Here is a 14,565-nt window from a genome sequence, read left to right on the forward strand (position 1 = left end):
GAGAGCCGGGCTGCGATTGGTCCTGAATGCCTGTCTACGCCCACCCGCGTTGATATGCAATACTTTTCCCGAGAAAATCACAGAAAATGTGATAAAGGCTGTGATTGCGTCCCGTGTACGGAGAGCCGTCGTGCTGTTTGCGCGCCGCCAACCGCTGGTCACCTGCTCCCGCTCGCCGAGTCGAGGCGGCCCCAGACGGGCCAGAGAGCCTCCTGAGCCTCCCGGTAGACCTGGTAGGCCTTCCCCCCAGCACCGCGACGCGGCCGGCGGCCGGCTCATGGTGCCTGATGACCCTGGCGCCGGCGCGCGGGTCCGTCGTGTCGCCGAGCAGTCCGACGGCACCGGCGGCGAGGAGCGCCGCCCCGCGGGCGGCGATCTCCTCGACGTCCTCAGACCGACAGCGAGCTCGGCCACGGCCGCGGCGTTGCGGCCTGACACCGGCACGACCTCCACTCCACGGGCGGTCGCCGCATCCACATCGACGTTCTCCAGCCCCGTGCGCGCCACACACACGCCCCGCAGCACCGGGGCGGCCACGAGCACCGCGCGGGACACCGGAGCGAAGTGCACCGCCAGCACCTCGGCCTCTCCCACCGCCTCCACGATCTCGTCCGGCACCGTCACGGCATCGGGGCCGTGCCACTCCATGGCCTGGTGCCCCGCCACTCCACGCTGCGGACCGGCCCGAAGCGCGGACCGCAAGCCTCGGCCAGGGCGTCGACGTAGAACCCGGCAGGAATGAAACGGTCACCGACGATCACAACACGCAACGAGGCCTCCAAGAGGTGCCCCTCTCCCGTCCTCCACAATCGTTCCACGCGTGCATGCGCGACGCCCGGCGTCGTCACCGACGACCGACCGCAAACCGGCGGCGTGCATCGCACGCTTCCGGGTCCTCGACCGGTCCGGTGATCTCCTTGGTCGCTGGAGCCGCGCCGCAGAGGGCATCTGCGCACGACTCCAGCCGACCGCCGAGACAGCTGCCTGTTGGCCTTCCCCCAAGGCGTAGCGCCACCGTCGATGGCGGCGTGCGCCCCGGGCCGCGTACCCCGAGTGCAGACGGTGATCTTGGTGCCGACCATCCCCGGTTTGCGACAACTAAAGACGGTGGTCGCACCGGTTCACCGCCGCACCCGCGGCATCCCCAGCCCGATCCACGAGATGATCTCGCGCTGGATCTCGTTGTTGCCGCCGCCGAAGGTGAAGATCACGGCGGAACGGTAGCCGCGCTCCAGTTCGCCGTGCAGGACCGCTCCTGCCGAGCCCTCTTTCAGCGGGCCGGCGGCTCCGACGACCTCCATGAGCCACGCGTACGCGTCCCGGCGGGCTTCGGAGCCGTAGACCTTGACGGCGGAGGCGTCCTGCGGGGTGAGGGTGCCTTCCTGAACTGCCGTCACCATCTGCCAGTTGAGGAGCTTCATCGCGTCGAGGCGGGTGTGGGTCCGGGCGAGCAGACGGCGCACCCAGGGCAGGTCGACGACCCGGCGGCCGTCGGCCAGCTTGGTGTCCATCGCCCAGCGCTGCACGTCGTGCAGGGCGCGGATCGCCATGGTGCCGTGGGCGGCGAGGGTGACGCGCTCGTGGTTGAGCTGGTTGGTGATCAGCCGCCAGCCCTGGTTCTCCTCGCCGACCCGGCGCGCGACGGGGACGCGGATGTGCTCGTAGTAGCTGGCCGTGGTGTCGTGCGAGGCGAGGGTGTTGATGACGGTGCAGGAGTAGCCCGGGTCGGAGGTCGGCACCAGGAGCATGGTGATGCCCTTGTGCGGCGGCGCCTCGGGGTCGGTGCGCACGGCCAGCCACACCCAGTCCGCGGTGTCGCCGTTGGTGGTCCAGATCTTCTGCCCGTTGACGATGTACTCGTCGCCGTCGCGTACGGCTCGTGTCCTCAGGGAAGCGAGGTCGGTGCCGGCCTCGGGCTCGCTGTAGCCGATGGCGAAGTCGATCTCGCCGGAGAGGATGCGGGGCAGGAAGTACGCCTTCTGCTCCTCGGTGCCGAACTGCATGATGGTCGGGCCGACCGTGTTCAGCGCCATCAGCGGCAGCGGTACGCCGGCCTGCGCAGCCTCGTCGAAGAAGATGAACTGCTCCATCGCGGTCATGCCGCGCCCGCCGTACTCCTCGGGCCAGCCCACGCCGAGCCAGCCGTCGGTGCCGAGCCGCCGGATCGCCTCGCGGTAGAACCGCTTCTGCGCGGCGGGATCCGCGTACCGGGCATAGGCATGGTCGGGCACCAGGTCGGCGAAGTAGGCACGCAGTTCGCTGCGCAGCCGCTGCTGCTCGGGCGTGTGGTCGAGGTGCACGGCGCCTCCAGGGTCCCCAAGGGCGGTCCTGACGGCGCACACCGTAGAACGTGTTTCAGAAATAAGGAATGGCGCGCCGGGGCTCAGTTCAGGACCGCGAGGAAGCCCGTGCACGCCTCGGCGCAGGACCGGCACACCCCCGCGGTCGATTCGGCACCGGGCTGCCCGGCGAAGGCGTCCGCACAGTCGAGGCAGACCGAGCGGCACCACTCCAGCTGGATCCTGATCCCTTCCTCGTCACGACGGTCCTGCTCGGCCAGTATCCGGCAGGTGGCGTCGCACACCTCGGCGCACATGATGCCCAGTCGGCGCACGCGGTCCTGGCGCGGGGACCCGGCCGGATCCAGGAGGCCCGCACGCACCGCACACGCCCTGGCGCACTCCGTGCACGCCTGGGCACACTCGAAACGGTCCTCCAGGAACCGGTAGAGCTGCTGTGGTGAAGTCGGCGGTGTCACACCGAGCGGGTAGCCGGGCGGAGGCGTCGCAAACCCGCCCGGCGGGACGAGGTGACGCCGCGACCGGGGGCCGTATCGCCGTCCGTGCAGGCGCGGTCACACAAGGTGTCCGGTTCGTCCCGTTCCGGGTGGGGTATTCCTGTCCTATGAGTACCGCACAGATGCAGCTGGCCGCGGCAAGCGGCCTGATGAGCCTCGTACTCTTCCTGGTGGCCCTGGGCCTCCTGGCGCTGCTCGCCGGCGGCTTCTGGATGAACTCCCGGGTCAAGTACCGGGAGTCCGATCGACCACGCCCCGAGGAGCAGCCGCACCTGCCACCCGAGGGCCCGGTGCACGAGGTCCGGGAGAACAGGGAGTCCCAGGAGGTTCCCCAGATCCCCAAGGGCGGCCGCCCGCTCACCCCGTACGAACTGACCAACATGGACACCAGGCCCAGCGCCTCGAAGGAGCGCCCGCGCTGGAGCAAGGGGTCGAGCGGCTCGTTCGGCGGCGGCGGACTGGGCGCCCACTGAATCCGACCGAACGCCGAACACCTGACACCACGCCGAACGCCGGACACCACACACGACACCGAGCGAACGACCGGTCCTGGCCCGCGCCAGGTCGCCGTACGCCGTTAGGAGACCTTCCTGGCGGCGTCGAGGCGGCCGACGCGGGCCACGTTCTGCACGTCCTCCGGGTCCTGGCTCGGCTCGGCCGCGAACCAGGCGTCGAGGATCTCCGTCAGCACCGGTGCGGAGGTGAGCCGCAGGCTGAGCGCCAGGACGTTGGCGTCGTTCCAGCGACGGGCGCCCTCGGCCGTACCTGCGTCCGTGCACAGGGCTGCGCGGACGCCCGGCACCTTGTTCGCGGCGATGGAGGCGCCGGTACCGGTCCAGCAGCACACGACCGCCTGGTCGGACGTGCCCTCGGCGACGTCACGGGCGGCCGCCTCGGAACAGACCGCCCACTGCGGATCGGCACCGGACCGCAGCGCGCCGTGCTCACGCACCTCGTGGCCGCGCCGGCGCAGCTCCTCCACGAGGAGACGGGCGACGGGTTCGTCCATGTCGGAGGAGACGGAGATCCGCATGCTCCGGAGCCTAGTGAAGTGGTCCCGCAACTGACCACCTCCCCGCCAGAGAGACCATTTCCCGGTCGAACTTGCATCGATCGTGCGCGTCAGGCCACCGCGACACCCGAGTCCTCCAGGCAGCGGCGAAGGTGGTCGAGGCCGCGCCGGGTGTGACTCTTGACCGTGCCGAGCGGCCAGCCGGTGATCCGGGCGATCTGCGCCTGCGTCAGGTCCTCGTAGTAGGCCAGGTGCAGCACCTGCCGCTGCGCGGAGCTGAGTTGACGCAGCGCGCGGCCCACGACCAGCCGGTCGAGCGCGTCCTCGGGCTCGCCGGCGGCCTCGCGGCCCTGCGCCGGGGGCAGTCCGGCGGCCGCGGCGGCGAGCCGGGCGCGACGCGCCCGGGCTGCCAGCGCGTCGGCCACCTTGCGCCGCGTGATCCCGACGAGCCAGGCGGCCGGTGTTCCACGCTCCGGCACGTATCCGTGCCGTCCGCGCCAGGCGTCGGTGAACACCTGCTGGGTCACGTCCTCCGCCTCCCGTGCGTCACCGAGCGCCTGCTGGGCGAGTCCGTGGACCAGCCCGCCCCACCGCCGGTGGAGCGCGGACCAGGCGGCGTCGTCGGCGGACAGCGCGATGCCGTCCACGACGTCCGGTGACGGATGGGCGAGACCGGGTTCGATGGTGGTGACGGAGCTCGGTGCGGCCGGAATACGGTCCATGACCACGTCTCTCCTCGTGAACCGGGCGGGCGTCGCCGGTCGGGCGCGGCACTCACCCGGTGAGCGGTGCGGCCTCGGCCCCACCGCGCCGTACGTGCCGTTGTCTTGTCCGTTCAGCGTGGGCCCCGGAGGAAGGCGCCTACAACTCGCATCGGTCTCGCATCGTTTAATCTGAAAGCAGGAACATGCGGACGGACGGGCTCACGAGTCCGACGAAGTGGCGGGAGGTGACCGTCATGAGTGACGCGACGGAGGCGGCCGGGCTGACCACGGGCGCGGTGGCCCGCCGCCTGGGCGTCTCCCCCACCACCCTGCGCTCCTGGGACCGCCGTTACGGCCTGGGGCCCGCCTCGCGGTCGCAGGGGCGTCACAGGCGTTGGAGTCCGCAGGACGTGGCGATGGTCGAGGAGATGTGCCGGCTGGCGGCGGCGGGCGCTCCCCCGGCCGAGGCGGCTCGGGTGGCCCGCCTCACGCACGGCGAGGGGGCTTCTTCCCTCCCTGCCCCGGCCGCTCCTTCTGGCAGCCCGCCGCCGGCACCGCCGTTCCGGGACGACGCCCGCCGCGGCGGTGCCGGCGGCGGGCTGCCGCTCGGCGACGTACGCCAGGAGTGCCGGGGGCTGGCCCGGGCCGCGGTGCGGCTGGACGCGCCCGAACTGGAGAGCCGGCTGCTGGACGCGGTCAGGGAGCACGGGCTGACCACGGCGTGGGAGGAGGTGATGGTGCCGACACTGCGCGCGGTGGGCCGCAAGTGGGAGTCCTCCGGCGACCGTTACGTGGAGGTGGAGCACCTGCTGTCCTGGCAGATCTCCACCGCCTTGCGCCGTGCGCCGCTGGTGCTGCCGCGGGCGGCGGAGCCCGTCGGCACCGAGCCTGTGGTGCTGGCCTGCGTACCCGGCGAGCAGCACTCGCTGCCGCTGGAGGCGCTCGACGCGGCGCTGGACGAACTCGGCGTGCCGACGCGGATGCTGGGCGCCGCCGTACCGGTGGAGGCGCTGCTGGCCTGTGTCCGGCGCACCGGCCCGGCCGCCGTCGTGTTGTGGGCACAGACCCGCTCGACAGCGTCGGCGCCGCTGGCCCGGCATGTCGCGGGCCTGCAGTGGGGACCTGCGGGCGCTCGCAGGGGGCCCTTCGTCCTGCCGGCGGGCCCGGGCTGGGACCGGCGGGGGGCCGACGGCTTTCCTCGGTGCGCGGGTCTGCGGGAGGCCGCCCGGACGCTGACCGGCCTGTACGGCACGGACGGCGCCGTACGCCGGCCGGCGGGGCGAGCCTGAACGCCGCACGCCGGCCATCGGGGCCGAGCCCGACCGCCCCACACCGGCCGGTCGGCCCGCGGTACGAGGCCGAACTCCGCGCGCCCGCCGCGGGCCGCGCAGTTCCGAACGCCACCTGCCGCGTCCGCGTCGGCCTCACCGCACCCCTGCGCCACACCGCCGACCCGGTGTACGGCTTTCCCAGGGCTGCCCCGCTGCACGTGGCGTACGGCGAAGAGGCAACCCCGGCGCGTCGGCTCAGCCCGGAAAGCGTCCCGCGGCACGCAAGACCGGCCGGGCCTGCGCCCGCTTGAGCGCGTCGGCGATCAGCGCCGGGCCGGGCCTCGCGCCAAGTGCGGCGCCGGCGCCGTCGGCTACTGGGGCATGCCGGTGACGCCGGCAGCATGACCCAGTCGTATCCGTCGACGAAGCAGCGGTGGAACCAGTCCGTGACCTCAGGTGGGTCCCAGCCGCGTTGCAGGTCGAAGCCGCCGAGCACCATCAGCCGCGGAATGTGGTGCGTCCAGCCCGTGTCGCGCAGTTGGCGTGGTCGTGGTTCCAGCGGCCGCGGGCCGGTTCGCCGCCGTCCATCAGCAGGTCCGGTTCGCGGCGCACCCAGCGGTAGAAGTCCTCCTGCCGCAGGCGCCCGCCGCGATGCTCGGCCGCCCAGGCGGTGGCCCAGCTCGGCGGCCGGGTGGTCATCGCGGTCGCCTGTATCACGTCTGCTTGCCGCGGGCCCGGCGGAAGCGGTCGAGTCCGTCGGAGAGTTCGACGATCGGGTCGGGATAGTCGACAGCGGCGCGGTCCAGGCCCGGCAGCTTCCACGGCTCGTGCACCGACGGGGCTTCGACGTCGGCGAGTTCGGGGACCCAACGGCGCACGTAGGTGCCGTCCGGGTCGTACTTCTTGGCCTGAGTGACCGGGTTGAGGACCCGGTTGGGGCGGGTGTCGGTGCCGGTGCCGGCCATCCACTGCCAGTTGAGCTGGTTGTTGGCCACGTCGCCGTCGACCAGCCAGTGCAGGAAGTGGGCGGCGCCGATCCGCCAGTCGACGTAGAGGGTCTTGGTGAGGAAGCTGGCGGTGAGCAGCCGCGCGCGGTTGTGCATCCAGCCCTCCTGGCGCAGCTGTCGCATGGCCGCGTCGATGACCGGGTAGCCGGTGCGGCCCTCGCGCCAGGCGTCGATGTCGGCACCGGCGGTGCGCTCCGTGCGCCAGCGGTCGCGCTTGGTGCGGTAGTCGGCACGGGCTGTCCAGGGGCGCGCGGCGAGCACCTGCCGGTGGAAGTCGCGCCAGGCGAGCTGCCGTACGAACGCCTCGGCACCGGCGCCGCCGCGCCGACGGGCGCGGTGCACGAGCTCCGCCGGGGACAGGGTGCCGAAGTGCAGGTGGGCGGAGAGGCGCGAGGTGGCGTCGGCGGCCAGGTCGTCGCGGGTGGTCTCGTAGGCGTCCAGGCCGCGGCGCCAGTAGGCGGTCGCCCGCTTGCGGGCCTCGCTCTCCCCGCCGGGCGGCAGATCCGGGGACGCCCCGGTGGTCTCGTCGCGCGCGGGGACCTGCTCGCCGCCTACCTCGTCGGGCACGGGCACCCGGCGCGGAGCGCCGACGACCGGCCGCAGCGGCGCCTGCGTCCACTGCCGGTAGTACGGGGTGAAGACGGCGAAGTGGTCGGCGGACGCGGGGGTCACCATGCCGGGCGGTACGGCGACGGTGACCGCGTCGTGCACGAACAGCCGGCAGCCCGTCTGCTCCAGAGCGGACCGCAGCCGTTGTTCCCGGCGCACGGCGAACCAGCTGTGCTCGGCCGACATGTGCACCTCGTCGGCGTCCGCCTCGGCCACCACCCGGCAGACCTCCTCCACCGGGTCGCCGGAGCGCACCACGAGCCGGCCGCCCCGCTCGCGCAGCGAGGCGTCCAGGTCCGCCAGACAGCCGTCGAGGAAGGCGCGGCGGTTGGGCGCGGCGAACCCGGCTGCCTCGACGGCCCGGTCCCGCACGAACAGCGGGACGACGGCGTCGGCCGCCTCCAGGGCCGCACGCAGCGGCGGATGGTCGTGCAGGCGCAGGTCGGCGGTGAACAGGACGACCGAGACGTGCATGAGCGTCAGCTTCTTCCGGGTGGGTGTCGGGAACCGGCACGGAGGTCTTCGGCCGTGGCAGGCTCGGTGGACGCAGTCGTCCCGTGCCCGTCCCGCTGGGATGCCAGGCGCTCGGCGGCGCGGACGATGTTGCGGGCCATGCCGCCGAAGACGAGGGCGTGGAAGGGCGAGACGCTCCACCAGTACAGGTGGCCGAGCAGCCCTCGCGGGTGGAACAAGGCCCGCTGCCAGTACCGGACGGGCCCGTGGCCGTCGCCGTCCACAGCCATCTCCAGCCAGGCCAGGCCGGGCAGCCGCATCTCGGCGCGCAGCCGCAGCAGGCGACCGCGTTCGATCTCCTCGACCCGCCAGAAGTCCAGCGAGTCGCCGACCCGCAGGCGCCGGGCGTCACGGCGTCCCCGGCGCAGGCCCACACCGCCGACGAGGCGGTCCAGACGGCCTCGTACCGCCCAGGCGAGCGGGAAGGAGTACCAGCCGTTCTCCCCGCCGATGCCCTCGATGACCTCCCACAGCACCTCGGGCGGGACGTCGGCGTCGCGTCGGCGCACGTCGGTGTAGAGACTGCCGCCCGCCCAGTCGGGGTCGGTGGGCAGCGGATCGCTGGGGGCGCCGGGCACGGAGGCCGACGACCAGCGGGTGGTGACCTTGGCGTCGCGGATGCGCTGCAGGGCGAGGGCGACGGCGCGGTCGAAGCCGATGGGGTGACCGGGCGGGCTGGGCACGTACCGTTCGATGTCGTTCTCGCGGCACACCACCTCGTGCCGCAGGGACTCCGTCAGGGGACGCGCGAGCGAGGCCGGGACCGGCGTCACCAGCCCGACCCAGTGGCTGGACAGGCCGGGGGTGAGGACGGGGACGGGCACGATCAGCCGCCGGTGCAGGCCGGCCACAGCGGCGTAGTGGCGCATCATGTCGAGGTACGTCAGCACGTCCGGGCCGCCGATGTCGAAGGTGCGGTTCACCTCGCGGGGCAGGCGTGCGCAGCCGATCAGGAGGCGCAGGACGTCCCGTACGGCGATCGGCTGGATCCTGGTGTGCACCCAGCGCGGGGTGACCATCACGGGCAGCCGCTCGGTGAGGTAGCGCAGCATCTCGAAGCTGACGGAGCCGGAGCCGATGATGACGGCGGCGCGGAGCACGGCCGTGGGCACGCCCGAGGCGAGCAGGACGCGGCCGACCTCGGCGCGGGAGCGCAGGTGCGGCGACAGTTCCCGCTCGGGTACCGCACCGGGGGTCAGCCCGCCCAGGTAGACGATGCGGCCGACGCCGGCCCGTCGGGCCTGCTCGCCGAAGACGTGGGCCGCCTCCCGGTCGGTGTCCTCGAATCCGCGCCCGGTGCCGAGGGCGTGCACGAGGTAGTAGGCCACGTCAACGCCGTCCATCGCCCGCGCCACCGACTCGGCGTCGGTCACGTCGCCCTGCACGATCTCCACCCGGCCGGCCCAGGGGTGGTCACGCAGTCTGCGCGGGGTGCGGACCAGGCAGCGCACCCGGTGGCCCGCGTCGAGCAGCTCCGGCACGAGCCGGCCGCCGATGTACCCGGTCGCACCGGTCACCAGGCACGTCAGGCCGCCGTCCGCCGGGTGCCCGGTCCGTGTGGTTTCGTGGTCGCTCATGGTCGCTTCCACCGCCCACCTGTTCGTCGCCCGCCGCTGTCGCGGCCCTCACCTGTCTCTACTCTCTACCGTGCGAGCCAGGCGGCCGGATGCGACAGTGCGGGCGGTCCGGGCGGGTGACGGGCCGTCGGGGACGTGCCGGGTGAGGCCGGGTGCATCCGAACGGGACGGGACAGCCGTAGGCAGGTTGGTGTTCCACGGGTACCGACTCCGTTCCCTGTAGTGCGCTGCTGATCCGATCCGTGCAGAGCGATGTCCGCTCGACGCCGTGCCCGCCGGCTCGTCCCCCTCGTGCTGCTCGTCGGCTGGCTCGGCGCGGGCGCCGCGTTCGGGCCGTTCGCGGGGCTGCTCGGGGAGGTGGCGCCCAATGACCAGGCGGCGTTCCTGCCGCACAGTGTGAGTCGACGCGGGTGCTGCGGGAGCAGGAGGCGTTCCGGCAGCGGGAGTCCCTCCCGGCGATCGTGGTGTGGACCGGTCGTGACGGCGGGTCCGTGGCCCAGGTACAGCCGCAGGCAGCGAGGGCGCTCACCTCGCTGGCCGACGACCCGGCGCCGGCGGGGCCGGCCGCATCGCCGCCGGTCGCCTCGGCGGACAAGCAGGCGCTGCAGGCTGTCGTGCCGCTGCGCCCGGACCTCGGGGACCGGCTGCCGGCCGTCCTGCAGCGGGTCCGGGACGCGGCCGGGCACGTGCCGGGCACCAGCGTGCAGCCGGCGGGACCGGCCGCGAGTCGGGCCGACCTGTCCGACGCCTTCGCGGGCATCGACGGGCTGCTGCCGGCGGTGGCACTGGTCACCGTGCTGGTCATCCTGCTGCTGGTGTACCGCAGCGTGCTGCTCACGCTGCTGATCATTCTCAGGGCTGTGTTCGCGCTGGGTGTCGCCTGTGCCGTGGTGCACGTGCCGGCCTCCGACGGTCTGGTCCGCGTCGACGGCCAGGTGCAGGGCATCCTGTCGATCCTCGTCATCGGCGCGGCCACCGGCTACGCCCTGCTGACCGCAGGTCACCGGGAGGAGCTGGAGGCCGGGAGGGACCGTTTCGGGGCCGTGCGGGCCGCCGTGCGCCGTTCGGCGGGCGCGGTGGTGGCCAGTGCGGCCACCGACGCCGCCGGTCTGCTCGCGCTGCTGCTGAGCGACCCCACCGACAACCGGGAACTCGGTCCGGTCGGCGCGATCGGCATCGGGTGCGCGGTGCTGTCCGCGCTGACCTTCCTGCCGGCGGTGCTGATGCTGCTCGGCCGGGCAGCGTACTGGCCGGCCGTGCCGGGACGGCGGGCGGGGCCGAGCGCGGGCGGCGGGCGGGGGCCGAGCGCGGGCGGCGGCTGTGGGAGCGCGTGGGGCCGGCCGGGTGGACCGCTCGCCCCGCGCGCGGAGGCGGTTGGAGTGCCGTCCCGGTGCGGCGGCAATACGAGAACGGGTCAGGTCCCCACCGTCACAGGGCGGGTCAGGCTCCCGCCGCCATGGGACGGGTCAGACAGGCTGCCTCCGCGACAGGGTGGGCCTGCCGGAGCGGCGTCGTGGTCGGGGGCAGCGACGTCCATCGGGGCCCTTGCCCCGCCGTCATGGCTTGCCCTGCTCCGGCGAGGCGGGCGCTGCGCTGCAGCCGGGTCATGGCGACCACGGCGAGGGCCGCGCGCAGCGTGCACAGGCCTCTCAGCCCGTCGGGGCGCTGCCCGGTGAGCAGGCCGATCCGCTGCAGGCGACGATCCAGCGTGTTGCGGTGAACGCCCAGGCGCTCACAGGCACGGTGGCGGACGCCGTCGGCGGCGATGAGGGCGACCAGGGTCTCCCAGAGCACCGGGTGCTCGTGCAGCGGCTCGACCATCTTGAGCAGCCGCTCGCAGACCTCCGGGGTCTCCGCGGCGCCGTACTCCACCAGGACGTCGTCCAGTTCGTACACGCCGGGCGGACAGTCGAGGGCGAGGAGCGTGGCACAGATGCCGTCGGCGACGGACACTCCGACAGAGTCCGGCACCTCCCGTACCGACGGTCTGCCACGGGACGGGTCCTGCCAGTGCACGGCGATCCAGACGTCACCCGGAAGGTCGCCGTGAGCTTTGCGGGCCAGGGCGACGGACTCCTCCTGGTCGGCCGCGGGGAGCAACACGTGAGCGCCTTCGTCGGAGGCCAGCACCATCGCTCCGGCATGGGTTCGGAAGACCCGGTCGATGTCGGCGAGCGTGCACGAGGGTGCTCGCACCGCCAGCACCGCGCGAGCCCCGGTGGAACACTCCGGGGCACGGTGTGCGGGGGGCGGTGGCGCCGGAGTGTTCTCGCCGTTGCCACCGACCTCGAAGAAACCGCAGTTCAGCTCCCGGCCCACCCGGCGGCCGGCGTCACCAAGCCTGAGCACCATGACCTCGTGAGCCAGAGCGTCCTGGTCCTGGCTACCGACCGTACAGCGGTTGATGAGCTGGCGCGTCATGCCGCGGACCATCGTGAGCAGTTCGTCGGCGGACCCGCCGCGTCGCGCCCATGCCCGGCCCTCGGCGCGGATGCGAGCCGCGCTCTGCTCGCTCCAGTCCCCCCGGCCGGACACCACCTCGGTCAGGGCCGAGAAGATCTCCCAGCTGACTCTGCGGCGCGCTTCGTCGACATCCTCGTTCCCCTCGGACGCGAACAGTGGGTGTGGGTCAGGTATCGCCCCCGCGTATGTGGTCATGTCTGGACAGCAAAGTCCACGAAGTTCAGAGGTACATCAAAGTCCACTCAGAGAGCGATTGGAATACGAAGCCAATGGATCACCCCTGTGCCATCATGACAACAACGGCATGTGATCCCCGTCTCCCCCGACCAGCAGCGGATTTCCAACGGCATTAGGTTCTGGCTGACTTCATGGTGTGCACCCGATGAACAAGAGCGACACGTCCTCGAAGACGACCGTGCTCGTCGTGGAGGACGAGGCCAGCATCGCCTCAATGCTCACCATGGCGCTGCAGTTCCTCGGCTTCGAGGTGGTCACCGCCGCCCGGGGCGCCGAGGCGCTCACCCGGGCCGCTCACCGCGCCCCGGATGTGATCCTGCTCGATGTCCTCCTGCCCGACATGGACGGCTTCGAGGTCTGCCGGCGTCTCCGGGACGCGGGCGTCATCGCTCCCGTCCTGTTCGTGACCGCTCGGGACGCCGTGGAGGACAAGGTACGCGGCCTGGAACTCGCCGACGACTACGTCACCAAGCCGTTCGACCTCAATGAGGTGGTGGCCCGGATACGGGCCGTCATGCGCCGCGGACGCGAGCTGACACAGTCCAACAGCCGCAGGCTCCGGGCAGGGTGGGTGGAACTGGACCAGGACACCCGCGAGGTCTGGCGGCACGGCCAGCCGGTGCAGTTGTCCTCCACGGAGTTCGCACTGCTGCGCTATCTGCTGGAGAACGCCGACCAGGTCATTTCCAAGGCACAGATGCTCGACAACGTCTGGAGTTACGGCTTCCGGGGTGAGTCGGGAATCGTCGAGACGTACATCTATTACCTGCGCCGCAAGCTCGGCGACACCGACCAGACCCTCATACACACCGTTCGTGGGGCAGGCTATCTGGTACGCACGACCCCTCCCGCACAGCTCGCGGAGGACTGAGGCGATGCCCACCTACGCGGGCGCCGCCCCGAGCCGCTGCTGCAGCAAGGAGCGGGCGGTCCGGTCCGGTTCGGTCCGGACCGGTTGTCAAGTCGCTTTGCCGCAGAATGACTTGAGGCTTCCTCATCATCACCGCGATCGGCGTGCTCGGTGCCGACATCTACTGTGCGCTCACGCTGTCGTACCACCTGCGGGAGCGCACCGACCAGCAGATCGTCCAGAGCCATCGCTTCCGGCTGCAGGCGCTGCGCGAAGGGCACGGCTTGTTTCCGACCAAGGACGGATCCGCGTCGGTGGTGACCGACGAGCGGGGTGCCGTGCGGCTGTCGACCGGGGTCACGTGCCTCATCGGAAGTCTGCCGACCTCGGCGGAGGAGTTGCGTGAGCGGGCCGGCGTCGGTCATTCCAGGGCGGTGACGAACGTGCCCGTGCGGGCCATGGTGGGCCGGCTGCCGGACGGCAGCTACCTGGTGACCGCCCGGTCGACGGCCACGGACGAGGCGACCGTGCGGACGCTGGTGAGAATCGAGATCGCCATCAGCGTTCCGCTGGTCCTCGTGCTGGTCCTCGGCGCCCTGTGGATCAGCCGGCGCGCCCTCGTCTCCCTGCGCGACATGGCCCACAGCGCCCGGCGGATCGCGGAAGGAAGTGACGAGCCGTCAGTGCGCGTGCCGGTTCGCACGCAACCGCTGAGGGAGTTGCAGTCCGCGGCAGACGCCTTCAACTACCTGCTACGACGTATCGAGGAGGGGTCGGTGCAGCGCAGACAGGAGGACAGCAGGCTGTGCGAACTCGTCGGCGCCGCCAGCCATGAGCTGCGCACTCCCCTCACCGCCATCACCGGGTACGCGCAACTGGCCCGGATAGGGGCACTGGACGACCCACGCCAACTGGATGAGGCGATGGAGCAGGTCCAGCGAGAGACCCTGCGCATGACCCGCCTGGTCGAGGATCTGCTGCTGCTGGCGCGTGCGGGGCACTGCGGAATACTCGAACAGCGACCGGTGGACCTGGCCGAACTGTGTGTCCGGGCGGTGGCCTTGGCGCAGCCTCCCGACGCCCGGCGCGCCCTGCGCTGCGTGCTGGACTCCTCCACCCATCTGGTGGAGGGCGACGGACGCCGGCTGCAGCAGGCGATCGGCAACCTCCTCTCCAACGTGCTCACCCATACACCCGAGGACACCTCGGCCGAGGTTCGACTGCGTCTGGACGGCGACCGTCATGTCATCGACGTCGTCGACGACGGTCCCGGTGTCCCGGAGACCGTGCGGGAGCGCATCTTCGAGCCCTTCTTCCGCGCGGGGACCGGGTCACCGCCGGGTCAGGAGACCTACCCGGGCAGCGGGCTGGGGCTGAGCGTGGCGGCGGCAGTGGTCACGGCACACGGCGGGTCGATAGGGCTCGAACCCTCCGAGCGGGGCGCATGGTTCCGAATCAGCCTGCCCACCCTCGAAGAGTGGCGCGGCGTCGACGCCGCGCCACCGACGGCGGTGCACTGACCCGA

Annotated in this window: 12 protein-coding genes and 2 pseudogenes; 5 read left to right on the forward strand and 9 right to left on the reverse strand. The window is 72.2% G+C overall.

What is annotated here, in order from left to right; all coding sequences use genetic code 11:
• The 3 genes and pseudogenes from ACWC5O_RS40555 to ACWC5O_RS40565 form a co-directional block, all read right to left on the reverse strand.
• Positions 1 to 648 (reverse strand): annotated as a pseudogene (locus ACWC5O_RS40555) (hypothetical protein); the annotation flags it as partial.
• Between the two features lie 473 nt (positions 649 to 1,121).
• Positions 1,122 to 2,300 carry an acyl-CoA dehydrogenase family protein gene (locus ACWC5O_RS40560; protein WP_450591551.1) on the reverse strand — a complete coding sequence of 393 codons (1,179 nt, stop codon included), beginning with the start codon at positions 2,298 to 2,300 and terminating at the stop codon, positions 1,122 to 1,124.
• 83 nt (positions 2,301 to 2,383) lie between these two features.
• Positions 2,384 to 2,758, reverse strand: a complete 375-nt coding sequence (locus ACWC5O_RS40565; protein WP_450591552.1) for a ferredoxin — start codon at positions 2,756 to 2,758, stop codon at positions 2,384 to 2,386.
• Positions 2,759 to 2,904: 146 nt separating this feature from the next.
• Between ACWC5O_RS40565 and ACWC5O_RS40570 the strand changes: the two genes are divergently transcribed.
• The gene (locus ACWC5O_RS40570) at positions 2,905 to 3,270 is read left to right on the forward strand and encodes a DUF6479 family protein (protein WP_450591553.1); all 366 of its coding nucleotides are present in this window, start codon (positions 2,905 to 2,907) and stop codon (positions 3,268 to 3,270) included.
• 104 nt (positions 3,271 to 3,374) lie between these two features.
• On the opposite strand, the gene ACWC5O_RS40575 is transcribed toward ACWC5O_RS40570, so the two are convergent.
• Complete coding sequence (locus tag ACWC5O_RS40575) at positions 3,375 to 3,830, reverse strand: RpiB/LacA/LacB family sugar-phosphate isomerase (protein WP_450591554.1); 456 nt, start codon at positions 3,828 to 3,830, stop codon at positions 3,375 to 3,377.
• 89 nt (positions 3,831 to 3,919) lie between these two features.
• The gene (locus ACWC5O_RS40580) at positions 3,920 to 4,531 is read right to left on the reverse strand and encodes an RNA polymerase sigma factor (protein WP_450591555.1); all 612 of its coding nucleotides are present in this window, start codon (positions 4,529 to 4,531) and stop codon (positions 3,920 to 3,922) included.
• 236 nt (positions 4,532 to 4,767) lie between these two features.
• Between ACWC5O_RS40580 and ACWC5O_RS40585 the strand changes: the two genes are divergently transcribed.
• The gene (locus tag ACWC5O_RS40585; protein WP_450591557.1) at positions 4,768 to 5,802 is read left to right on the forward strand and encodes a MerR family transcriptional regulator; all 1,035 of its coding nucleotides are present in this window, start codon (positions 4,768 to 4,770) and stop codon (positions 5,800 to 5,802) included.
• Between the two features lie 480 nt (positions 5,803 to 6,282).
• On the opposite strand, the gene ACWC5O_RS40590 is transcribed toward ACWC5O_RS40585, so the two are convergent.
• The 3 genes from ACWC5O_RS40590 to ACWC5O_RS40600 are packed head-to-tail and all read right to left on the reverse strand — an operon-like array spanning position 6,283 to position 9,490.
• Positions 6,283 to 6,483 (reverse strand): cryptochrome/photolyase family protein, encoded by a 201-nt coding sequence (locus tag ACWC5O_RS40590; protein WP_450591558.1) that lies wholly within the window; start codon positions 6,481 to 6,483, stop codon positions 6,283 to 6,285.
• 14 nt (positions 6,484 to 6,497) lie between these two features.
• Positions 6,498 to 7,874, reverse strand: a complete 1,377-nt coding sequence (locus ACWC5O_RS40595) for a cryptochrome/photolyase family protein (protein WP_450591560.1) — start codon at positions 7,872 to 7,874, stop codon at positions 6,498 to 6,500.
• 5 nt (positions 7,875 to 7,879) lie between these two features.
• Positions 7,880 to 9,490 (reverse strand): SDR family oxidoreductase, encoded by a 1,611-nt coding sequence (locus ACWC5O_RS40600; protein ID WP_450591562.1) that lies wholly within the window; start codon positions 9,488 to 9,490, stop codon positions 7,880 to 7,882.
• A gap of 252 nt (positions 9,491 to 9,742) precedes the next feature.
• Here ACWC5O_RS40600 and ACWC5O_RS40605 point away from each other — a divergent pair.
• Positions 9,743 to 10,779, forward strand: a pseudogene (locus ACWC5O_RS40605) (MMPL family transporter); the annotation flags it as partial.
• 151 nt (positions 10,780 to 10,930) lie between these two features.
• Here ACWC5O_RS40605 and ACWC5O_RS40610 read toward each other — a convergent pair.
• Positions 10,931 to 12,148, reverse strand: a complete 1,218-nt coding sequence (locus ACWC5O_RS40610; protein ID WP_450591563.1) for a helix-turn-helix domain-containing protein — start codon at positions 12,146 to 12,148, stop codon at positions 10,931 to 10,933.
• 187 nt (positions 12,149 to 12,335) lie between these two features.
• Between ACWC5O_RS40610 and ACWC5O_RS40615 the strand changes: the two genes are divergently transcribed.
• Together ACWC5O_RS40615 and ACWC5O_RS40620 are read left to right on the forward strand one after the other, a co-directional pair.
• Positions 12,336 to 13,061 (forward strand): response regulator transcription factor, encoded by a 726-nt coding sequence (locus ACWC5O_RS40615; RefSeq protein WP_450591564.1) that lies wholly within the window; start codon positions 12,336 to 12,338, stop codon positions 13,059 to 13,061.
• A 143-nt stretch (positions 13,062 to 13,204) separates the two neighbouring features.
• Positions 13,205 to 14,560 carry a sensor histidine kinase gene (locus ACWC5O_RS40620; RefSeq protein ID WP_450591565.1) on the forward strand — a complete coding sequence of 452 codons (1,356 nt, stop codon included), beginning with the start codon at positions 13,205 to 13,207 and terminating at the stop codon, positions 14,558 to 14,560.
• Positions 14,561 to 14,565: the final 5 nt, after the last annotated feature.

The organism is Streptomyces sp. NPDC001450, from assembly GCF_053597295.1.

Coding starts and splice junctions, on each gene's coding strand:
- ACWC5O_RS40585 (WP_450591557.1), top strand. CDS start 4,768: ATGAGTGACGCGACGGAGGCGGCCGGGCTGACCACGGGCGCGGTGGCC.
- ACWC5O_RS40580 (WP_450591555.1), bottom strand. CDS start 4,531: ATGGACCGTATTCCGGCCGCACCGAGCTCCGTCACCACCATCGAACCC.
- ACWC5O_RS40590 (WP_450591558.1), bottom strand. CDS start 6,483: ATGACCACCCGGCCGCCGAGCTGGGCCACCGCCTGGGCGGCCGAGCAT.
- ACWC5O_RS40610 (WP_450591563.1), bottom strand. CDS start 12,148: ATGACCACATACGCGGGGGCGATACCTGACCCACACCCACTGTTCGCG.
- ACWC5O_RS40595 (WP_450591560.1), bottom strand. CDS start 7,874: ATGCACGTCTCGGTCGTCCTGTTCACCGCCGACCTGCGCCTGCACGAC.
- ACWC5O_RS40600 (WP_450591562.1), bottom strand. CDS start 9,490: ATGAGCGACCACGAAACCACACGGACCGGGCACCCGGCGGACGGCGGC.
- ACWC5O_RS40570 (WP_450591553.1), top strand. CDS start 2,905: ATGAGTACCGCACAGATGCAGCTGGCCGCGGCAAGCGGCCTGATGAGC.
- ACWC5O_RS40615 (WP_450591564.1), top strand. CDS start 12,336: ATGAACAAGAGCGACACGTCCTCGAAGACGACCGTGCTCGTCGTGGAG.
- ACWC5O_RS40575 (WP_450591554.1), bottom strand. CDS start 3,830: ATGCGGATCTCCGTCTCCTCCGACATGGACGAACCCGTCGCCCGTCTC.